The organism is Brachyspira murdochii DSM 12563, from assembly GCF_000092845.1.
Classification (GTDB): Bacteria; Spirochaetota; Brachyspiria; order Brachyspirales; family Brachyspiraceae; genus Brachyspira; species Brachyspira murdochii.
Genome location: NC_014150.1, coordinates 2,475,344 through 2,495,662, shown reverse-complemented (window position 1 = coordinate 2,495,662; position 20,319 = coordinate 2,475,344). Strand labels below are relative to the sequence as shown.

The 20,319-nt window shown below is 27.8% G+C and carries 17 protein-coding genes; 3 read left to right on the top strand and 14 right to left on the bottom strand.

Annotated elements, in window-relative coordinates; all coding sequences use genetic code 11:
- Positions 1-29: 29 nt before the first annotated feature.
- The 4 genes from BMUR_RS11005 to BMUR_RS10990 are packed head-to-tail and all read right to left on the bottom strand — an operon-like array spanning position 30 to position 3,313.
- A complete protein-coding gene (locus BMUR_RS11005; RefSeq protein ID WP_013114639.1) occupies positions 30-875 on the bottom strand; it encodes a hypothetical protein in 846 nt (281 codons plus the stop codon).
- An 8-nt stretch (positions 876-883) separates the two neighbouring features.
- A complete protein-coding gene (locus BMUR_RS11000) occupies positions 884-1,690 on the bottom strand; it encodes a hypothetical protein (RefSeq protein WP_013114638.1) in 807 nt (268 codons plus the stop codon).
- Positions 1,691-1,705: 15 nt separating this feature from the next.
- Positions 1,706-2,479 (bottom strand): outer membrane beta-barrel protein, encoded by a 774-nt coding sequence (locus tag BMUR_RS10995; RefSeq protein ID WP_013114637.1) that lies wholly within the window; start codon positions 2,477-2,479, stop codon positions 1,706-1,708.
- A 48-nt stretch (positions 2,480-2,527) separates the two neighbouring features.
- Positions 2,528-3,313 carry a hypothetical protein gene (locus BMUR_RS10990; protein WP_013114636.1) on the bottom strand — a complete coding sequence of 262 codons (786 nt, stop codon included), beginning with the start codon at positions 3,311-3,313 and terminating at the stop codon, positions 2,528-2,530.
- A 186-nt stretch (positions 3,314-3,499) separates the two neighbouring features.
- Here BMUR_RS10990 and BMUR_RS10985 point away from each other — a divergent pair, with 186 nt between their 5' ends.
- Positions 3,500-5,248 carry an LTA synthase family protein gene (locus tag BMUR_RS10985; RefSeq protein ID WP_013114635.1) on the top strand — a complete coding sequence of 583 codons (1,749 nt, stop codon included), beginning with the start codon at positions 3,500-3,502 and terminating at the stop codon, positions 5,246-5,248.
- A gap of 4 nt (positions 5,249-5,252) precedes the next feature.
- Here BMUR_RS10985 and BMUR_RS10980 read toward each other — a convergent pair whose 3' ends face one another.
- From BMUR_RS10980 to BMUR_RS10955, 6 genes are all read right to left on the bottom strand, one after another.
- Positions 5,253-5,783, bottom strand: coding sequence for a Gx transporter family protein (locus BMUR_RS10980; protein WP_013114634.1), 531 nt, complete (start codon positions 5,781-5,783; stop codon positions 5,253-5,255).
- Between the two features lie 9 nt (positions 5,784-5,792).
- Positions 5,793-6,155, bottom strand: a complete 363-nt coding sequence (locus BMUR_RS10975; protein ID WP_013114633.1) for a NusG domain II-containing protein — start codon at positions 6,153-6,155, stop codon at positions 5,793-5,795.
- Positions 6,156-6,158: 3 nt separating this feature from the next.
- Positions 6,159-7,160 (bottom strand): CdaR family protein, encoded by a 1,002-nt coding sequence (locus tag BMUR_RS10970; protein ID WP_013114632.1) that lies wholly within the window; start codon positions 7,158-7,160, stop codon positions 6,159-6,161.
- Entirely contained in the window at positions 7,157-7,939 is a 783-nt protein-coding gene (cdaA, locus tag BMUR_RS10965) for a diadenylate cyclase CdaA (RefSeq protein WP_013114631.1), read from the bottom strand. Before cdaA ends, BMUR_RS10970 begins: the two co-directional genes overlap by 4 nt.
- An 81-nt stretch (positions 7,940-8,020) precedes the next feature.
- Positions 8,021-9,712 (bottom strand): amidohydrolase, encoded by a 1,692-nt coding sequence (locus BMUR_RS10960; RefSeq protein ID WP_013114630.1) that lies wholly within the window; start codon positions 9,710-9,712, stop codon positions 8,021-8,023.
- A gap of 10 nt (positions 9,713-9,722) precedes the next feature.
- Positions 9,723-10,106, bottom strand: a complete 384-nt coding sequence (locus BMUR_RS10955; protein WP_013114629.1) for a VOC family protein — start codon at positions 10,104-10,106, stop codon at positions 9,723-9,725.
- Between the two features lie 240 nt (positions 10,107-10,346).
- Between BMUR_RS10955 and BMUR_RS10950 the strand changes: the two genes are divergently transcribed.
- Together BMUR_RS10950 and BMUR_RS10945 are read left to right on the top strand one after the other, a co-directional pair.
- Positions 10,347-14,105: a phosphoribosylformylglycinamidine synthase gene (locus tag BMUR_RS10950; protein ID WP_013114628.1), complete on the top strand. Its 3,759-nt coding sequence runs from the start codon at positions 10,347-10,349 to the stop codon at positions 14,103-14,105.
- 87 nt (positions 14,106-14,192) lie between these two features.
- Complete coding sequence (locus tag BMUR_RS10945; RefSeq protein ID WP_013114627.1) at positions 14,193-14,993, top strand: Cof-type HAD-IIB family hydrolase; 801 nt, start codon at positions 14,193-14,195, stop codon at positions 14,991-14,993.
- Positions 14,994-16,332: 1,339 nt separating this feature from the next.
- On the opposite strand, the gene BMUR_RS10940 is transcribed toward BMUR_RS10945, so the two are convergent.
- The 4 genes from BMUR_RS10940 to BMUR_RS10930 form a co-directional block, all read right to left on the bottom strand.
- Positions 16,333-17,961, bottom strand: coding sequence for a vWA domain-containing protein (locus BMUR_RS10940; protein WP_013114626.1), 1,629 nt, complete (start codon positions 17,959-17,961; stop codon positions 16,333-16,335).
- A gap of 228 nt (positions 17,962-18,189) precedes the next feature.
- Positions 18,190-18,609 carry a leucine-rich repeat protein gene (locus BMUR_RS14370; protein WP_407636425.1) on the bottom strand — a complete coding sequence of 140 codons (420 nt, stop codon included), beginning with the start codon at positions 18,607-18,609 and terminating at the stop codon, positions 18,190-18,192.
- 12 nt (positions 18,610-18,621) lie between these two features.
- A complete protein-coding gene (locus BMUR_RS14365) occupies positions 18,622-19,023 on the bottom strand; it encodes a hypothetical protein (RefSeq protein WP_013114624.1) in 402 nt (133 codons plus the stop codon).
- Positions 19,024-19,154: 131 nt separating this feature from the next.
- Positions 19,155-20,096 carry a leucine-rich repeat domain-containing protein gene (locus BMUR_RS10930; RefSeq protein ID WP_013114623.1) on the bottom strand — a complete coding sequence of 314 codons (942 nt, stop codon included), beginning with the start codon at positions 20,094-20,096 and terminating at the stop codon, positions 19,155-19,157.
- Between the last annotated feature and the right edge of the window lie 223 nt (positions 20,097-20,319).

Genomic DNA, 20,319 nt, shown 5'->3' with positions numbered 1-20,319 from the left:
AGTCCTTTATTTTTTATATGATTGTATAATTATTTCACATTAGGATCAAAAATAGTATCTTCATTTAATAAATCTTTATATTCTGTAAGATAATAAGCTATAAGTTCATCAACCTGTTTTTTATATTTATCTTTTAAACTTGGCGTAGTCCAGTTTATTGCATCTTTCCATAAGATTCTATTCAAAATATCTCTTACTATACCATCAAGTGTATAAGGAACAGCATATTGTCCTACATGATGAAAACCTATATTATGCATGTGTTCATGAAACATTAAAGCTGCTACATTGGCGTATGCCTGACTTTTCATATATGTATAATAGTCGCCATACAAAGGATCGTCTAAACTGCCCCATTTACCGCTGCTAAATCCTACCCATCCGCCTGTAGGTATTTGACTTTCTGGCTGAAGTCCGTAACGCAAATATCTTGATTTTCCCATTTCACCTGTACCAGCACCTGCGGCAGTATTCATTTTTCTGTATACAAAATCGTATTTGAGAGAACGAACACAGTCTATAACTTTCTGAGCATCATATTTATCTCCTATTTTTAGTACATGCCCGTCATAGCTGTCATTTACAGAAGACCCTAATTGAGAAGCAGCGGCATTTACACCATTTACAAACTCTTCAGTATTAACTGCCAGTCTAATAAGTGCCATACATATTAACATATATTTTTTTTCATCTACTGTAATAGTGGTATATTTTGTCAATCTGCTGTCTATCTCGAAACTATCTATGCCTACCTGCCAGTAAGGATATTTTTTATTTATCTCATCTTCACTGAAATCTTTTGGTTTTAATGCACCATTAGTACAGCCTAAAACAGATAATAATATCAAACTAAATACAAATAATTTTTTTATCATATATTCTCCTATTTCAAATTAGGGTCAAAAACACTGTCTTCTGTTAATAAATCTTTATATGCTGTATAGTAGTAAGCAGTAAGCTCATCTAATTGTTTAGCATATTTATCTTTTAAATCTCCTGCCAATATTCTGTTTAATATAGGCTGCATAACATTAAGCTGAAGTACATATGGAACCTGATTATTTCCAACATGCTGAAAGCCTATATTATGCATATGTTCATGAAAAAGCAATGCTGCCGTACTTGCAAAGCCTCCTATGGTATTTCCGCCCGGCCAAGTTGACCAAGATATCCAGTTGGCATTTACAAACTGTACAAAATCACCAGTTTTTACTGTGGTATATCCGTAACGTACATATCTTATATCTCCTACAGCACCGCTTGCACCTGCAGGATTGGAATTTGATTTTCTATATAAAAAATCATATTTGAGAGTTCTTATTATTTCTATAAGTCGGTCCGGATCATATAATTCACCTTGTTTTATTTTATAAGCACTTGCTGCAAACTGATCTGTTACTGAAGATCTAAGCTGATCCTTATTTTTATATACCTCTTCAACAAACTCTTCAGTATTAACAACTAATCTCATATATGCCATACATAATAATATAAAACGTTTCTCTTCAACTGTTATTGTAGTATAAGTTTTCTCAGAACTAGCAATCTCAAAACGCGATACTCCTACCTGCCAATAAGGATATTTTTTATCAATAGTTTCTTCACTGAAATCTTTTGGTTTTAATGCATTATTAGTACAGCCTAAAACAGATAATAATACCAAACTAAATACAAATAATTTTTTTATCATATATTTCTCCTTAAATTAATTGTTAGGAAGTATTTTAACACCTACCTGAAAGCCTATATCAAAGCTAGATATAGTCTGTTTAGTCATTTTAGCAATAGTCTGATTATTAATTAAAGGACTTTTTAATGACATACCAAAATTTCCGCCTATATATCCGCCCAATACTAAAGCAAATTTTCTGTCAGTATAAATAGAATAATCTACTGAAAATCTTAAATAAGCCATTAAAGGAACATTAAATACTTCTTTCATTTGAGAAACATTATAATGTTCTATATTTCTATCTATAGTTTCTGCTTTATAATCGGTATATGCTGATATTGATTTTGCATATAAAGGAATTTTCATACCTACATTTAATCCAAATGAAAACTTTTTCCAATTAAATTTAGGATATATTCCAATAGCTAAACTTTCAAACATATATGTATATGTATTTTTATAGTTCTTATCCGTGCTTTTTCTATAAAAAACAAATTCATCATGAGAATATCCCAATTCCCCGAGGACACTGACACTCATATCTTTGTTTATTTCAAACCTGTAGCCTATATGAAATAAAGCTCCTGCATCAAAACCTACACCCGAATGTCTGTCTGCCTGTTTTACAGCTGCCTTAAAATCATTTGTCTGCTGCTTAGTTGCTTTTTTATTAGTAAGAGAATAACTATTAATTCCTATTCCCATTCCTAAAGGTACAAATATACCTATTTCTATACCGCTTTTAGCAAAAAGACTGTTTGCTGCAAATAGCAATACTATTATCAATATATAAAATAATCTTTTCATAATTTTCTCTGTTATTATTTTTTACTTATATCCTTTTTTACTTAAAAATTAATTCATAGGTCTTATTTTAGTGCCTATCTGAATTCCTAAATCAACACTAGACATATTTCCTATAGGAACATCTACCTGAGTATTATTAATTTTCCCTACACTACTAGGATATTTTAAAGCAAAGTCATATCCCAAATATGCCCCTACAACAAAATCAAATTTAGCAGATGTATATACCGCGTAATCAATAGTTACTTTTAAATATGGTATTATATTAGAAGAAAAATAATCTTTATAATTTTTCGTATTAATCATTTTAATAGTTTCTGTAGAATAGCCCAAAAGTTTATTATAGCTGGAATCATTAAATGTACCGCCTATAATAATTTTCATACCAAATCCTATACCTATAGAAAATCTCTGATAATTAAATTTAGGCAGCAATCCTATAACAATACTATCAAAATTATAGTATTTATATTTCTGCATCCTTAAAGCAAGAGAATTAGTATTAATATCATTGCCTCTGTAGTTAAGAGTATCTCTGCTATATCCAAACTCACCCATAAAACTAAAACTCATATCACTATTAAGTTCTAATCTGTAGCCTGCCTGAAACAAAACTTCTGCTTCAAAGCCTGCCTGCGAAGTCATTGTATTATTGCTTATATAGTTATTATATGTATTGCTCTGAGCTTTGTTTAAGGTTGAAGGAGGTTTATTATAATAATGAATCCCTACACCTATGCCGAGCGGTACAAAAATACCTAATTCCAATCCGCTTTTTGCAAACGAAACAGAAGTAAAAGCAAATAATACTAGTAATATTTTTAATGCTTTCATCTTTATCCTTTCTTTTAGTATGAAGTTATATTACCATATGTTAACATATTATTCAAGTATTTTTTTACATTTCAAACAAGTATGCATATTATCATATAAACAATTAAGCAAAAATAAACAAAAAATAAATTGTGTAAAAAAAATTATATTATATAATTTAATATATTTTATACTTCGGATAATAATATGAAAATCAATACATTAAAAAATAATAGTTTTTTTATAATATCATTAATATTGATAACAGCAATGTACTATTCTATAACTCAATTAATATTCCCAATGTTCTCTGTAAATAAAATGAATTTCAGCATTATAGATATAATTTATGTATATGTGTTTTCAATAATATCATATATACTTTCAAATAAAAATAAATTAACTTCATACTTGTTTATAATAGTAGCAGTATTTTCTTTTTTCACAATAGAACCATTAGGTATGACAATAGAAGCAAAACCTTTATTTTTTACTGATATGCCGGACATGTATCCATCTCTTATAGAGGTACTTCCGCTATATATGCAAATAATCACTATTACTGCCACAACTCTTTATTTCGGTCTATTACTTGCTTATGCTTTATACTTTATATACGGGCTTTATAAAATGTATAAAACAAATATAAAAAAAGCTATCATAATGACAATAGTAGTTATACTTGTAACTTACATATCATTTTTCAGACCTGTAAAAATTAATTCAATATATGCTGACTATAGTGATATAGCAAATAAATACGGAATTATCAACACTATAAGCTACAGAATATCATACGATAAATCTGTAGAAGCAAGAGCCGATAAAGAAAGTGTTGAAAAGTCTTTAAAATTATTAACAGACATTCAAAATAAAAGAGATGTATCAAACTTAATACTTCCATATGATACCGATAAAAAAAGAGATGTATTTATAATATTTATGGAATCATTTTACGATTATGAACATTTTCTTCCCCTTATGGATAAAGACCCTTTCCCAAAAGAGTATAGAGAATGGGCAAGCAATTCTACAAGAGTGGGACCTAATGATAGTCATGGAAGTTTATTTGCAAGAACATCGGGTCTTATAGCTTCTTCGCCTTTATTTCCTAAAAAACAAAAAACTCCTATATATTCAGCTCTACCCTATATTATGAAAGATAATGGGTATCATACAATAGCATTAGAAGAATCGGGAGTAACTTACTATCTTGATGCATTACTCCCAAATATTGGAATGGAAGAAGTAGTTTTCAGCTTAGGACTTACTAATATAAAAAATTATATAAAAACTAATAATTATAATAACCCTATATTTTTGGCAGGTTTTACATTTATGGGGCATGCTGGAAGCCATGTTGAAAATGATTTAAATGTATATGATAACAATAAAAGATTGATGGATAAAATAAATAAAAAAGATATACCAGTACTTATAGAAACTATGGAAAACTCTGCATTAGCAGCCAAGGATATAATAGATACAAGAGATACTATATTAGAAAAATATCCTGACGCAATTATAATATTTAAACATGATCACTTATATCCGTATTTAAAAACGATAATAGAAAACTCATCTATAGATAACAAAATAAAAGAAGATTTTTTTAATGATAATACAGTATCTCCTATGTTAATATGGAATGGTACAAACGGAGCTTATAGATTTGAAGAAGACGGATTTCCTCCAGAAAATATTCCTATGTTTGCAGCAGTAAACACAAAAGCAAATTATACCAACTCTATAATATCACTTTTATATAAGGATAAAATAGATAATATTATAAGATATTATAATGCTTTTTACACTAATGATAATGGAAGTATAAAAAAAATAGAAGTAAAAAAAGACAGCACTTCATATATAGTTAATCATGCTCAAAAAATATTATCTGAAGATATATTAAGAGGCAAAAAATATATTTATACTTATATAAGTAATGACAAATAATAAATTAATTATCTTGAATTACAGACTTATCGCTGCATAATATCATGGTGATAATGCCTACTATACTGCCAGTTATAAGTGAAAGTATAAATACAGGTACTATCAAAAAACTAATATCTGGCAGACTAAATAAATACTTTGATAAAAATGCCTGCGATAAATTACTAACAAGTGATCCTGCCAAACTTATACCAAAAATAGAAAATACATTTTTAAAATAACTCATAATCTTCATCACTATAATAGAGCTAATACCGCCGCACAATCCAAGATAAAAAGGAGGCGTAAATATATATGCAAATACTAAAGCAACCGATACATTTTTTATAAGTATAAGAAGAATAAGTTCTTTAAAACTAAATACATCTATTACCATTAATATTACAATAAAAGAAAAACCTATTCTAAAATAAGGTATAGGTCTTGGAAACATATTTTCAACAGCTGCTATAAATGATGATATAAAAGCAAAAAATATTATATCATATATTCTTCTTTTTCCGGTATGATTTTTTATATCATTAAAAAATTTCATAAACAATTCCTATTGAACAATAGAATCTATTTCAATGTCATTTTCAACATTTTTTTCAAATCTTATAGATATACCATTAGGCATGCATATTATAGGAGCATTTTTCAAAACACCTGCTTTTACGCATAATTTATCTCTGCAGCAGGAATCTGAAAACCTCACATTACCATTAGTTATAATGATTTTAGACTCTCCAAGCAAGCCTTCAATAATAATTTCTCTGTCTGTATTTAAATCATATCTTAATGATTTGCTGTATGAATCTATTATTATTTTACTGCTTTTATTTTGTATAAGAGTTTTTGCATAAAGAAAAGAAAATAATATTATAAAAATAAATATAATAATATCTCCGAATCTTAAACTTTTCATCAATTACTGTTCTGCCCGTTCAAATTTATTAGTACCTGCTTCTCTGTCAATAATTTCTACATCAAAATATGAAGGCTCTATCTGAACCAATTTTGTATGAATAGGTATATTTGCCTCAACAGATATATTTGAATATATACCTGCATTTGTAATATCTTTCAAATCTATAGAAAGCACAATATCATTCACAGATACATTTGTAAGTAAAATATTATTAGCCTCTAATACCACCTTATTAACAATAAATGCACTGTCGCTGTTAATATTAAGTCTGCTATTTAAATTATCTATATTAACTGCAATATTATTAAACTCCATTCTCTCAACGTCTTTATTAAAAATAACATTAATATTAACCCTAGATACATCAGATTTAATATTTCTAGGTAAATTAAGTCTTGATATTGTTGAATAGTCTAAATATTTATCAGTTAAATCAAGATTATAAGTTTTTATTTCATCTATAGCAGATATTAAACTTTTAGGTCCTGATATAATAGTATTTGAAGGATTAACTATAATATCATCAACACTAAGACCTAGAGAAGCTACACCTATAGTAGGTACTTCTATAGGCACTGTTTTGTATGCTAATTCATCTAAAACTATAGGAAGTTTGCTTGGAGATACTGTAATATTCATTTTACTGTAATCTATATCGCCGGCTAAATAAATTTCATACATATTACTTCCTATTGATGAGTTTGTAAGGTCTATATAGGCACTAAACTCCGTAGGAAGCTCATAAACATTATCTTTAAAACCTTTTAATGTTATAGTAACATTTTCAGGCAGCTGATTTGCTATAAGAAGTCTTGAAGGTATATTTCTAAGTTCTATTTTAGTAATATAGTCTTTAGTGTATTCTTTTTGGTACCTTACAAATAAAAAAAGCAAAAAAGACATAAGAAGACATAATAGCTTTATCCAAAATCTATTTGTTATATAATATAACACCTTTTTATAGCTAAACTTTTTAAACTCTGATTTTCTTTTTTCGCTCATTTTTTTATCTCTAAAAGCTCCCCTATTCTTCTGTCAAGCTCTTCTCTGCTTAAATTATATTCCAGTATTCCGTTATGTACTATAGATACACACTGCGTCTCCTCTGAAACAACTATAACAACTGCATCAGTCTGCTCAGAAACACCAAGTGCTGCTCTATGCCTAGTACCAAGTCTTCTGTTTTTTATCTGAGGCTCTATCTCTGTAAGAGGCAGATATGCACTGGCAGCTGCTATTCTGTTTTCCATTATTATGGCAGCACCATCATGAATAGGATTATTCTTAAAAAATATAGACTCTACAAGCTCCATAGATATATCAGCATTGAGTTTAACTGCTCTGTCTACTAAAGAGTGAAGAGATATATTTCTTTGAAAAACTATTAATGCTCCGTATCCCTTATATGACAAATTAAAAGTAGCACTTAATATTTTTTGAATTTGATCTTCATCATATCTGAAAGACTTTTTTAAAAAAGCCCTTCCTCCTAATATTCTAAGCCCATGTTTAATTTCCGCCTGAAAAAGTACAACTATAGCTATAAGTCCTACCTGAAAGAATTTATCAAATATCCATGATAATGTAGAAAGTCCGAATATTTTTGCTATTATTGTAATGAAAAAAAGTATAATAAAACCTATTGCTATGCTGTATGCCCTAGTATTATACATAAGCATATATATTATATAAAACAGTATCGCAACTAAGATTATATCCAGACCATAAAAGAAATATCGCCAATTTGTTGTTGATATAAAATTACTAACACTGTAAAACATAGCTGTGATATTATAACATAACTATATATATTTGTAAATATAGTTTATAGTTTTATAAAAAAGCTTAACTTTATTAAATAATTATTTCTTTTTTGTATACAAAGTTTTCCCTTCTTTGATAGTTTCAAGCACTTCTATATCCTTTATTGTCATAGGGTCGCATGTTAGAGGATTATCGCTTAATATCACCAAATCTGCCAATTTACCTTCTTCAATAGTTCCTTTTATATCCTCTTCTTTGTTTTGATAAGCAGCATTAATAGTTATAGCCTTTAAAGCCTCATAAGGAGTAACTTTCTGATTTTCTCCTAAAAGTACTCCGTCTCTTGTAATCCTATTAACAGCACACCAAATAGTCTCAAGCATATTAGGTTTTATAACAGGTGTGTCCTGATGATATGTGAAGGCTAAATTATTATTTAATGCTGTTTTTGAAGCACTAATCTGAGAAGCTCTTTCCATACCTAAATTTGCCAAATGAACATCTCCCCAATAATATACATGTGCTACAAATATAGAAGGTATTATATTAAGATTAGACATAGAAGTATACTGTTCTTCTCTTATTATTTGGCTATGTACTAAAACAGCTCTGTAATTATTTGTAGTATTTCTTTTTATCATAACGTTACTGAATGCATTGATATACTGATCTGCTGCTGCATCGCCGTTGCAATGAGCCTGAAGCTGCACTTTATCATGTAATGCAGTTTCTACAAATTTTTCTACATCGCTGTTACTATATATTCCATATCCTCTGTATCTTGCAGGACCGCTTACATAAGGCTGTTCAAGCCATGCTGTTTTTGCTTGAGGAGAACCGTCCAGAAATATTTTATATCCGCCTATCTTAAATCTATTACTATAATTACCTATCATATCGCTATTAGTTTTTGCTAATGAATAAGAATTTTTCAAATCTATAAAACCTATAACATCAATTCTAAATCTGTTATTAGTTATCATATTATTTATAAGAGGAAATTCTGCCGTAGAAATTAATGCATCCTGTGCTGTTGTAATACCGTATCCCAAATAAACATCTTCTGCCTGATTAATAAAGTTCATCAAATCTTTATCTGTAAAAGAAAATTTTATACTCTGAGCATAATGCATAAAGGCTGCCTCTTCCATATATCCAGTAGGTTTTCTGCTATTAGGGTATCTTGCTATTACGCCGCCCGGTATATCCGGAGTATTTTCATTAACTCCAAACTCTTCTAATGCCTTTGAGTTCATAGCTCCGACATGTCCGGAAGCATGAGTTATAAATATTGGGTGAGTAGTAGAAATTTTATCTAAGTCATCTCTGTCAGGATTTTTTTTGCCCGGAAGTAAATTATTATCATATCCGAAACCAACTACCCAAGCATCTGGTTTTAATTTATTAACTTCTATATAATTAGTAATTCTTTGAGCTATTTCAAGCATATTAGTAGAGCCTGTCAAATCTACTGTAGTAAGCGACTGAGCAAATCTCACCATATGACTATGGGCATCTATAAAAGAAGGCATTAAAGTTTTTCCTTTTAAGTCTACTATTTCAGCATAAACATTATTTACTAAACTCTTTTCATCTTCTTCTGTATAGGCTACTTTCATGATAGTATTATCTCTCACTTCAATAGCCCTAGCATAAGAAGGTTCTTCTCCTTTCATAGTGAGTATGTTTCCATTATGATAAACTTTTATTTTATGCGATGTTTTATCATAGCATGAGTTAATAATAAAGCCTATTAGTAAGCAAAAGACAAAGAAGTATATATTTTTCATTTTTATCTCCTTATATTGTTATTTCTATTTTATTATTTTCATTATCAAGTATTACGCTCTCATAATACCCGTCGCCTGTGGTTCTTGGATATGATGAAATTTTAAATCCGTCACTTTCTAATTCTTTTGTGAGGCTGTCAACTTTTTCTTTGCTTCCGACAGACAAAGCAATATGAGCAAAACCGTATATATCATCATTAGTGTTTCTTTCTTTTATATCCTTTCTAGTCATTATTTCCAATCGGCAGTTATCTTCAAATGTAAGAAAATATGATTCAAAACCTTTTTTTTCATTAACATATTTATCATTGCATTTACAATTAAAATACTTAATATAAAAATTTTTAATACTCTCTAAATCTTTAACCCAAACAGCAATATGAGATATTTTCATGTTATAGCCTCATAACAAAATTCTTATATTATTATAACATTAATATCAAAATTAAAAATAGTTATTTTCTTTTTATATGAGTAATTACAGCAAAAATAATGAACTATTGATTAAAAATTATATAGAATTTTTTATTAATAAAAATAATTATAACAAAAATCACTTTTCAAAACTATTGATATAATAAGCATTGCATATATAATCATTATATTATAAATTTAAAATTAGGAAATTATATCAATGAACTATCGCATTTTCATCGAAAAAAAAGACGGCTTTAATTTGGAAGCTAAAAGATTAGAAAATCAATTAAAAGAAAATTTTAAAATAAAATCTAGTGTAAGACTTCTCAATGTTTATGATATATTTAATATAGAAGAAAGTCAGTTACAAAACTCTATTAAAGTAATATTTTCAGAACCCCCTACTGATAAAATAGTTGAAAAAAAAGATTTTGAACACTTAAAACATTTTGCAGTGGAGTATTTACCAGGTCAGTTTGACCAAAGGGCAGATTCAGCAGTTCAATGCCTTAAACTAATATATAACAATATTGAAAATGTTTCTATAGTAAGCGGTAAGGTTATAGTTTTTGAAGGCGATATTGATGAAAGCACTATAGAAAAAATAAAAAAATTCTATATTAACCCAGTTGAAAGCAGAGAAAAAGATTTAAGCAAATTAGAAATAGAAGAATCTCAAAAAGCTGATGATATAAAGGACGTAGAAAACTTTATTAATTTCAACAGTGAAGAATTAGCAGAGTACAGAAATAATCTTGATTTGGCTATGACATATAAAGATATAGAGTTCGTACAAAATTATTTCAAAAATGAAGAGAAAAGAAACCCAACAGAAACAGAAATAAAAGTTCTTGATACATATTGGTCAGATCACTGCCGACACACAACATTTATGACAAAAATTAATGATGTGCAGTTAGAAGACACATTAAAAGAAAATAAAAATAATTTTGCAGAAGTTGTACTTAACGCTATTAATAGATACTATGATATGAGAAAAGAGCTTTACGGTGAAGATGTTGACAGTAAAAGAGATATTAACTTAATGGATATGGCTACAGTATCAGCGAAATATATAAAGAAAAAAGGCAAACTTGAAGATTTAGAGATTTCAGATGAGATAAATGCATGTTCCATATATATAGATGCTGATGCTGTAGATGAAAACGGCAATAATAAAAAAGAAAAATATTTATTAATGTTTAAAAATGAAACCCACAATCACCCAACAGAGATTGAACCTTTCGGAGGAGCTTCTACTTGTTTGGGTGGAGCTATAAGAGATCCTCTCTCTGGAAGAAGCTATGTATATCAGGCTATAAGAGTTACAGGAAGTGCAAACCCGCTTGAAAAATTAGAAGATACTTTGGCTGGAAAACTTCCTCAAAAGAAAATTACAACTACTGCAGCTGCTGGATATTCCTCTTACGGCAACCAAATAGGACTTACAACTTGTTTGGTTAATGAAATATATGATGAAGGATATAAAGCAAAAAGACTCGAAGTAGGTGCAGTTGTAGGAGCTGTTCCAGTAAGCTATGTGAGAAGAGAAAAACCAAAAGCAGGCGATATTGTTATAGTGCTTGGCGGAAGAACAGGAAGAGACGGATGCGGAGGAGCTACAGGTTCATCAAAAAGCCATACTGACACATCTTTAAGGCTTTGCGGTGCTGAAGTACAAAAGGGTAATGCCCCAGAAGAGAGAAAAATACAGAGACTGTTTAGAAATAAAGAAGTTACAAAATTAATAAAAAAATGTAATGATTTTGGTGCAGGCGGTGTTTCCGTTGCTATTGGCGAATTGTCTGATGGAATAGATATTAATCTTGATGTGCTTCCAGTAAAATATTTAGGACTAAATGGTACTGAACTAGCAATATCAGAATCTCAGGAGAGAATGGCTGTTGTAGTTGAAAGTAAAGATGCTGATGAGTTTATAAAATTAGCCAATGATGAAAATATCGAAGCTACAAAGGTTGCTGTTATAACTGACACTAACAGACTGGTAATGTATTTGAAAGGCAAAAAAATTGTAGATATAAGCCGTAAGTTTTTAGACACCAACGGAGCTAAACAGGAAACTAATGCAGTATTAAAAGATATTGACTTTGAAAATAATCCTTTCAGTACAAAAAATGCATGCTCTTTAAAATCGCATTGGTTTAATATGGCAGAAGATTTGAATGTTGCTTCTCAAAAAGGTTTAGTTGAAATGTTTGACTCATCAATAGGAGCTTCCACTGTGTTAATGCCTTTCGGAGGTAAATATCAAATGACTCCAAGTGATGTAAGCATTCAAAAAATACCAATATTTGACAACAATGCAAAAGAAATTAATACGGCTTCTGCTATTACTTGGGGGTACAATCCTTCTATTATGAAATGGTCAGAATTTCATGGAGGAATATACTCTGTAATAGAATCTATGTCAAAACTCGTTTCTGTTGGAGCAGATTATAAAAATATAAGATTATCTTTCCAAGAATATTTTGAAAAGTTAGGCAATGATGCTAAAAAATGGGGAAAGGTTTATTCGGCACTTTTAGGTACAATATATGCTCAGACAGAGTTTGATATACCAGCTATAGGCGGAAAAGATTCTATGAGCGGAACTTTTAATAATATATCTGTGCCTTCTACTTTAATATCATTTGCAGTAGCAGCTATTAACAGCAATGATGTTATATCTCCAGAGTTCAAATCTTCTAATAATTATGTTTACTTAATAAAGCATAATATGAAAGAAAATTATATGCCTAATATAAAAGAGATAAAAGAAAACTTTGATTTTCTACATCAAAATATAAAAGACAAGAAAATATTATCAGCTTATACAATTAAATTCGGAGGTATTGCTGAGGCTTTAACAAAAATGTCTTTCGGCAACAGAATAGGTATTGATATAAAAGATGAGCTTTACTTCTTTAACCTTATGCCTGCTTCATTTATAGCAGAAACTAAAGAAGAGATTAATTATAAAAATGCTATTCTAATAGGAAAAACTATCAATGAATACAAAATAAAAGTATGCGGAGAAATTATAGATTTAGAAGAAATAGAAAAATCATGGCTTGACAAATTATCATCAGTATTCCCATATAAAACTAATGAAGAAATAGAAACTTATCCGCTAGCTATTTATGAGAGGAAAACTCCTTTTATATGCAAAAATAAAAAAGCTAAACCTAATGTTTTAATAGCTTCATTCTTAGGTACAAACTGCGAATATGATACTCAAAAAGCGTTTTCTGATGCAGGAGCTTCAACCGACATCTTTGTATTTAGAAATATAAAACCAGAGTATATAAAAGAATCCATTGAAGATATGTCAAAAAAAATAGATAACTCTCAAATATTTATGATACCGGGAGGATTTAGTGCTGCTGATGAGCCAGACGGTTCTGGAAAGTTTATTTCGGCAATACTGACAAATGAAAAAATAAAAACTTCTATACATAAATTATTAGAAAGAGACGGACTTGTTTTAGGTATATGCAATGGTTTTCAGGCTTTAATAAAATCCGGACTTCTTCCTTATGGAAAAATAGGAAACATTACAGAGAACTCCCCTACTCTTACATTCAATAAAATAGGAAGGCATATTTCTCAAATGGTAACAACAAAGGTAGTATCAAACAATTCTCCTTGGCTTTACAATATACCTGTTGGAAGCGAATTAGTTGTTCCTGTTTCACATGGTGAGGGCAGATTCTTTGCAGATGAAAACATTATAAAAGAGCTAATCAAAAAAGGACAAGTTGCTACTCAGTATGTTAACTTCAAATCAGAACCTACTAATGAGTTTAGATTTAATCCTAATGGTTCAGCCTATGCTATAGAAGGTATAATTTCAGAAGACGGAAAAGTATTAGGTAAAATGGGGCACAGTGAGAGATACGCAAATAATTTATACAAAAACATCATTACAAAAGATATTTATAATATTTTTGAAAATGGTGTAAACTATTTTAAATAAAATTTTTCTAATAAAATAAATAATATTATAAACAAGCATATGTAAATATTTTAACTATGCTTGTTTATATTTTTTAAGGATATATTTATGAACATCTCAAAAGAAAAAATAAAATTAATAGCTGCTGATTTGGACGGAACTCTACTTAACAGCAATAAAGAAATTTCAAAGTACAATCAAAAAATAATTAAGAAACTTATTAATGAATATAATATAGACTTCATATTATCAAGCGGAAGACCTTTTGAGGGGATAAAAAATTATAACAAACTTTTAGAAAATAATAATTTATCCATTATTTTTAACGGAGCTTCTATTGCTGATAATAACGGAAAAATAATATTTCAGCAAACTATTGAAGAAGAGTCTTCTAAACAAATAATAGAATTATCAAAAAAATATGATGTATGTATGCATGTTTATAATAATGGTAAATATATAATATCAAAAGAAAACTTTCCTATAAAATCATATGTACAAATTGAAAAAACTGTTAATGTAATAGTTGGACTTGAAAATACGGACGATTATAATTTTGATAAAATACTTATATTAGGTCAAAGAGATATTTTAGAAAAATTAAAAAAAGAAATTGATTCATTAAACTGCGTTCACACTTGTTTTTCTGGGGACTTATTTTTAGAAGCAGTAAATAAAGCCTCAAATAAAGGCAATGCTTTAAAACGAATATGTGAAATAAAAAAAATAGATATAAAAGATACTATTGCATTTGGAGATAATTTTAACGATATAGAGATGATAAAATATGCTGGTATTGGCGTTGCTATGGGAAATGCTGAAGAGATTGTAAAACAAGAGGCTTATTATATTACGCTTTCTAATGAAGAAGATGGAGTCGGTAAGTTCTTAAGTGATTTATTTTATTGATAAATAACATATTAATTTTATTACTTGTATGGTTAACTATACAAATAATAAAATTAAAAATCTAAAAATGATACAATATCATTGTTTATCTATATACAAAAATTAATTAAACAGATAAACTAAATAATAATCTCTGCTTTATATTCTTACTATCAATAAACATTTTTCCGAATCCTTTTTCTTTCATTGATTATGATAAAAGAATCAGTTACTACAAAAACTAAATTATCTATATCAGAATAAAAAATTACTAGGAGCATTATATTTTTTAATAATTCTTCACTATTATTTACTAAATCTTTAAGATAAGTGCTTATTAATCTTTGACTTTCTGGCTCAAATGTTATAAATATATTATCTTAATCTCTTATATTTTTTGAAAGTCTTTTATATAAATATATTGTCTTATCATCATAATAAAATATATTAAAACTTTTAACTCTTATAGAACTGATATTTTTTCAGATTAAAAAAACAACATCATTTATAATAAAGTCATTATCATTATTTATATATATTCTTCCTTATAGTAAGGTGCATTATATGAAGGTAAATATAAAGAATTATAGCTTTCAATATTATTTAGAAGCATAAACATATACATTGTTTACTTTATCTTTAAGCATAAAAAATAACTTTTCCAAAATCTTACAGTGTTCTTTTTAACATTATTTTTCTGCGTATTAATAACTACTAAAGATATCACTCCCGCTATAATAATTATAATGCCTACAATCTCTTTATTATCATTAAAAAAAATATATTATTAAACTGCTAATATTATTAGCAATAATCCAGCTTCAACTCACTTGTTAGTTGTTATACTCCAGCAATAAAACTCCATTAATAATGTAAAGTTAAAAATCCTGAAAATGATAAAATGAATAAACATTTAAAATTCTATATTTTATATACCTAAATATGGTATACAATTATAAATACATTTTGCAATTATTAAAAATATTTGATGTTATTTATTTTATATAACTAATGAATTATACTTAAACGAAATATATTACTTAATCATACTAAATAATTAGACAAAATGATAAATATAAAATAATACGTATTCAAAAATACTTTAGTTATTTATAATATAATATCTTTTTATCAATCAATAAAATATGTTTTAAGCTGTATAGTAAATTACTTATTTGGTATAATAATAGGTAATAAGCTGCATCATTTGATAAGAATAAAAAATACTATACGGTGGCTTAAAAATTTTCAGTATATATTAAAACAATGATATTTTATAGTTATTTTGAAATTTTAATCTCTAGTAAATAAAAAACCCTTATCTTAATAACAAGGGCTTTTTATTTATAATAATTTATGACTAAAAACTAAAATAATATAAATAATCATCTGAAGTATCTTCTTCCTCTTCTATTTCTGAGGTTAGAATAAACTCTATAATTATTCCTTTTTCTTTTGCTGTTTTAGTATTTAATGCCAAGTCTGCTCTCCCTATTACTTTTGCAGGAGCATCTGTTACAACTATTAACAATTTTTTCTCATTGATATAATCAAACTTTTCCAATGCCTCCTGTATAGCCTCATACATAGGTTCTGCTTTATCACCGCCGCCTGCAGCATAAAAATAATTTACTTCTCTGTTTATAGTATTAATATTATCACTTAATTCTATTCTTTTTGTAAAATACGTATCTTTAACATCTCTGTAAAGTAAAAAGCCTATTCTTGAACCTTTATTATTATCAAATAAATCTCTCACCACACCTCTGATATCTCTTTTAACAGCTTTTAAATACGGATGCATACTTTCAGTTGTATCAAGTACTATAACCAAATCAATACTGCCTTCATATTTGCTTATAACATTTTTTATACTCTTAGTAAGTGCATCTGTATCATCAGCATAATTATTAGGAGTATTAAATGCTTTGCTTGCATTAATTAATGTCTCCATAGCCTCACCGTCATAATAATGATTTTTTTTAGGTTCCTCTTTTTTAATAACGTTTGCAGAAGATAATATTTTTATCTCTTCATCATTACTTATAGGTGCATCTTTTTTTACTATCATTGTATTTGTAGACTGTTCTATAACTCTATTACTGTTATCAGCAGGTCTTATTTGTACAGGTCCCTCCCTTCCTCCGCTAGGCATTTGAGGAGGCAATGTTTCTTTTTTTACATTTGTAGTTTCCAAACAATAGTCTATAGGATAAGTAAAACTTTCTCCTTTAGTATTAAACACATTAAAAGACAAATATCTGTCTTCTGGTAATTGCTTGAAATACGCTTTAATATAAAGTTTTTTTCCTAATTCTCTGTTAAAAGTATCTTCTAATACTACAGCACTATTATCATCATTAACAGTACTTCCAAAAGAAGTATTTATTAATTTATAAGAATTATTAGTTTTTCCTTCTCTTACATAAAAAGCATATTTTCCATTATCTCCGCCTGAATAGTAAAGATAAAATGCATATAAATCACCCTCTTTCTCTACATTTCTTAATGTGATAGTAGCTGAAGATTGATGTTCATCATTTATTCTTAATACTATTTCACTATCTAATAATTTATTATTATTAGCATCATAAGATTCTAATATTACATTAATATTATCTCTTAAAATAAACACAGAATTGGCATTTCTGCTGTTTAAATAAAGCGTATCTGGAATAAATGCCTGAAATACTTTACCAAGTGTATTGTGAAAATCTGTATTTCTTATATTAATTACAGCATTGCTGCTGCCTGTATTATTAATATAAAGATAAGAAGTTTCACCGTTTGGAAGTCTTAAAAGAAGTCTGTACCCAGCTACATTAGGTTTTCTTCTTATATAGATTTGATAGCCGTTTATTAAATGTGTTACAGCTACATCATCTTCTGTAACGCGTAACGCATAACTTTGGCTATATAAATTTTCTAAAGTAGTAATAAATACTACCGATAAAATAACAAATAAATATTTATATCTTATGTTTCTCATAGTTGATACCCTCTATAAATGATTATCGGTTATGGATATCATAAACCTGCATTGTTATGTTAATTGAGTTAGAATATTTTTACTTTAAGTTTACATAACATCTTAATTAATTGCAATATAAAGATATTATTAAAATTCTTATGCTAAAACAATCTAATATGCTTAAAACTAATAATTTTTAATAAATATAATATTTTAATTACTTCATATATAGTTTTTTTATTATCTTCATCTTGTAACAATTTCAAAATTATATCCAAGAAAAGTTTTCCAAGCAGGGTCATTAGGATTAGAGGCATTAGGTATTTTTAGAGTTTTTAACTGAGTGCTTGAAAAAATTTTCCCATCAAAAGTTATATTATTTGGAGATGTACCTAAATATGTAACAGCCTTTAATTGAGAACCGCTTGAACCTGAAAATGCTCCGCTTTTTATCACCATAACAGAAGCTGGTATTGTTAATTCCGTCAATGCCGTAGAATAATGAAATGCATTTTTTTCTATAGTATAAATATTATTTCCTAATGTTAATTTTTCCAATGAGTAGTTCAATGCAAAGGCATTATCATTTATAGTTATAACAGAATCAGGTATTTTTACTTCTTTCAAATTTTTATGAAGTCCATTGAAAGCGAAATCTTCTATAATTGTAATAGTGTTTTATGGAAATACAAAATTAAGAACTATATTTTCAGAAGGCTTTCCCATAAACATAGAACTATTTATAATACCATTTTGAAACTCAATATTTCTTATATCCATAGTTATATCAAATACTCTCATTTTTTCTGCCTCATCAAGAACCAAACAAGATATAGAATTTTTCTGAGAATATATTGACTTAGGCACACCTATAAATATGAGTTTATAATATCCATTATCTTTATAATATTCCTGCAGTCTATCTCTTATCTGACTGCTTATAACAGAATCCTCAAGTCCTATATCTATACCATATTTTATTACCTCTTTATCAAGAATCTCTATAGGGGAATTAAAATCAGAACATGAAATCAGTAATATTAATGAAATAATAATAATTATTATAGTTTTTCTAAGCATATATATTCCTTATTCTATTATAATACCAGTAAGAATACAAAAAATCAACAAATAAGTTTTACATAATAAAAAACTTCTGACTTTAATTTAATAAAAAATAAAGCCAAAAGTTAATATTATAAAATGATATATTACTGTTTTTTTACAGTTGTAAAATTAGCACCCAAAAATGTTTTCCAAGCAGGATCATTAGGATTATCAGCATTAGGTATTATTAAAGTAGTAAGTTTATCACATCCATAAAATATATTTTTACCTACAGTTGTTACATCATTAGGAGTTTTTCCTAAATAAATAAGTGCGGTTAAATTAATAGAACTAACAAATGAATAATCCCCTATTGAAGTTACAGATGCTGGTATAATCAATTCAGTTAATCCGCAATTTCCAAGTGATTCTGCTTCTATTGATTTTACTGTATCTGGTATTATCAATTCTTTTAATTTTTCAGCTACAAGAAATGAACTAGCCCATATTGTTTGTATACCGCTTTCAAATTCTAATCTTTCCAATTGATAGCAGTATGCAAAGCCATATTCTCCTATCATCGTTACAGAATTTGGTATTGTAATTTGTTTTATATTCCCTAAATTCATAAAAGCCATGCTTTCTATAATTTTTATTTGGTTATTTTGAAATATAAAATTTAAAATTATATCATCTGAAATTGTTTCGCCAGAAAACATCATTTCATTTATGCTTCCATTTTTGAAATCAATATTTCGTATATCAACATCTATATTTTTTGCATTATTTATTTTTACAGCTGATTTTACTATTAAAATAGAAATAGATTCCGCCCCGCCCATATAATCTTTAGGAGTTCCTGTAAATATCACTCTATAAGAACCCATCTCTTCATAATAGGATTTTAAATTTTCTTCTATCTTTCGGCTTATTATCGAATCTTCAAGACCTATATCTATGCCATATTTTGCTATTAACTCTTCTTCTGTTGGTACAATGCCGCCGCCGCCATTTATAGAAGAATTGCTGCTTGGCGATATAATTTCCGCTGAACACGATACAAATACTAATACCGACAGCAATATCAATAAAATATTTTTAATCAATGTTTATCCTCAACTTATAATATAAATTAATATCATTTTATAATAATAACAAAAATTAGAAAAAATATACTTTAGTTTAAAAAAATAAAAAAAATATAAATTATGATATTATATATAGTTTTATATTATTTATTCTTTATATTATAAAAAACTACATAAAGTTTTATCATATATACTTTGAATAAACTATATATTTTTTTGTGAAAGAAAATTATGAAAATTG

Excerpts from the sequence above, each read along its gene's own strand:
- BMUR_RS10995 (WP_013114637.1), bottom strand. The coding sequence starts at position 2,479 with ATGAAAAGATTATTTTATATATTGATAATAGTATTGCTATTTGCAGCA.
- BMUR_RS11005 (WP_013114639.1), bottom strand. The coding sequence starts at position 875 with ATGATAAAAAAATTATTTGTATTTAGTTTGATATTATTATCTGTTTTA.
- BMUR_RS10970 (WP_013114632.1), bottom strand. The coding sequence starts at position 7,160 with ATGAGCGAAAAAAGAAAATCAGAGTTTAAAAAGTTTAGCTATAAAAAG.
- BMUR_RS10975 (WP_013114633.1), bottom strand. The coding sequence starts at position 6,155 with ATGAAAAGTTTAAGATTCGGAGATATTATTATATTTATTTTTATAATA.
- BMUR_RS11000 (WP_013114638.1), bottom strand. The coding sequence starts at position 1,690 with ATGATAAAAAAATTATTTGTATTTAGTTTGGTATTATTATCTGTTTTA.
- BMUR_RS10990 (WP_013114636.1), bottom strand. The coding sequence starts at position 3,313 with ATGAAAGCATTAAAAATATTACTAGTATTATTTGCTTTTACTTCTGTT.
- BMUR_RS14365 (WP_013114624.1), bottom strand. The coding sequence starts at position 19,023 with ATGCTTAGAAAAACTATAATAATTATTATTATTTCATTAATATTACTG.
- BMUR_RS10950 (WP_013114628.1), top strand. The coding sequence starts at position 10,347 with ATGAACTATCGCATTTTCATCGAAAAAAAAGACGGCTTTAATTTGGAA.
- BMUR_RS10985 (WP_013114635.1), top strand. The coding sequence starts at position 3,500 with ATGAAAATCAATACATTAAAAAATAATAGTTTTTTTATAATATCATTA.
- BMUR_RS10945 (WP_013114627.1), top strand. The coding sequence starts at position 14,193 with ATGAACATCTCAAAAGAAAAAATAAAATTAATAGCTGCTGATTTGGAC.
- BMUR_RS10955 (WP_013114629.1), bottom strand. The coding sequence starts at position 10,106 with ATGAAAATATCTCATATTGCTGTTTGGGTTAAAGATTTAGAGAGTATT.
- BMUR_RS10940 (WP_013114626.1), bottom strand. The coding sequence starts at position 17,961 with ATGAGAAACATAAGATATAAATATTTATTTGTTATTTTATCGGTAGTA.
- cdaA (WP_013114631.1), bottom strand. The coding sequence starts at position 7,939 with ATGTTTTACAGTGTTAGTAATTTTATATCAACAACAAATTGGCGATAT.
- BMUR_RS10980 (WP_013114634.1), bottom strand. The coding sequence starts at position 5,783 with ATGAAATTTTTTAATGATATAAAAAATCATACCGGAAAAAGAAGAATA.
- BMUR_RS10960 (WP_013114630.1), bottom strand. The coding sequence starts at position 9,712 with ATGAAAAATATATACTTCTTTGTCTTTTGCTTACTAATAGGCTTTATT.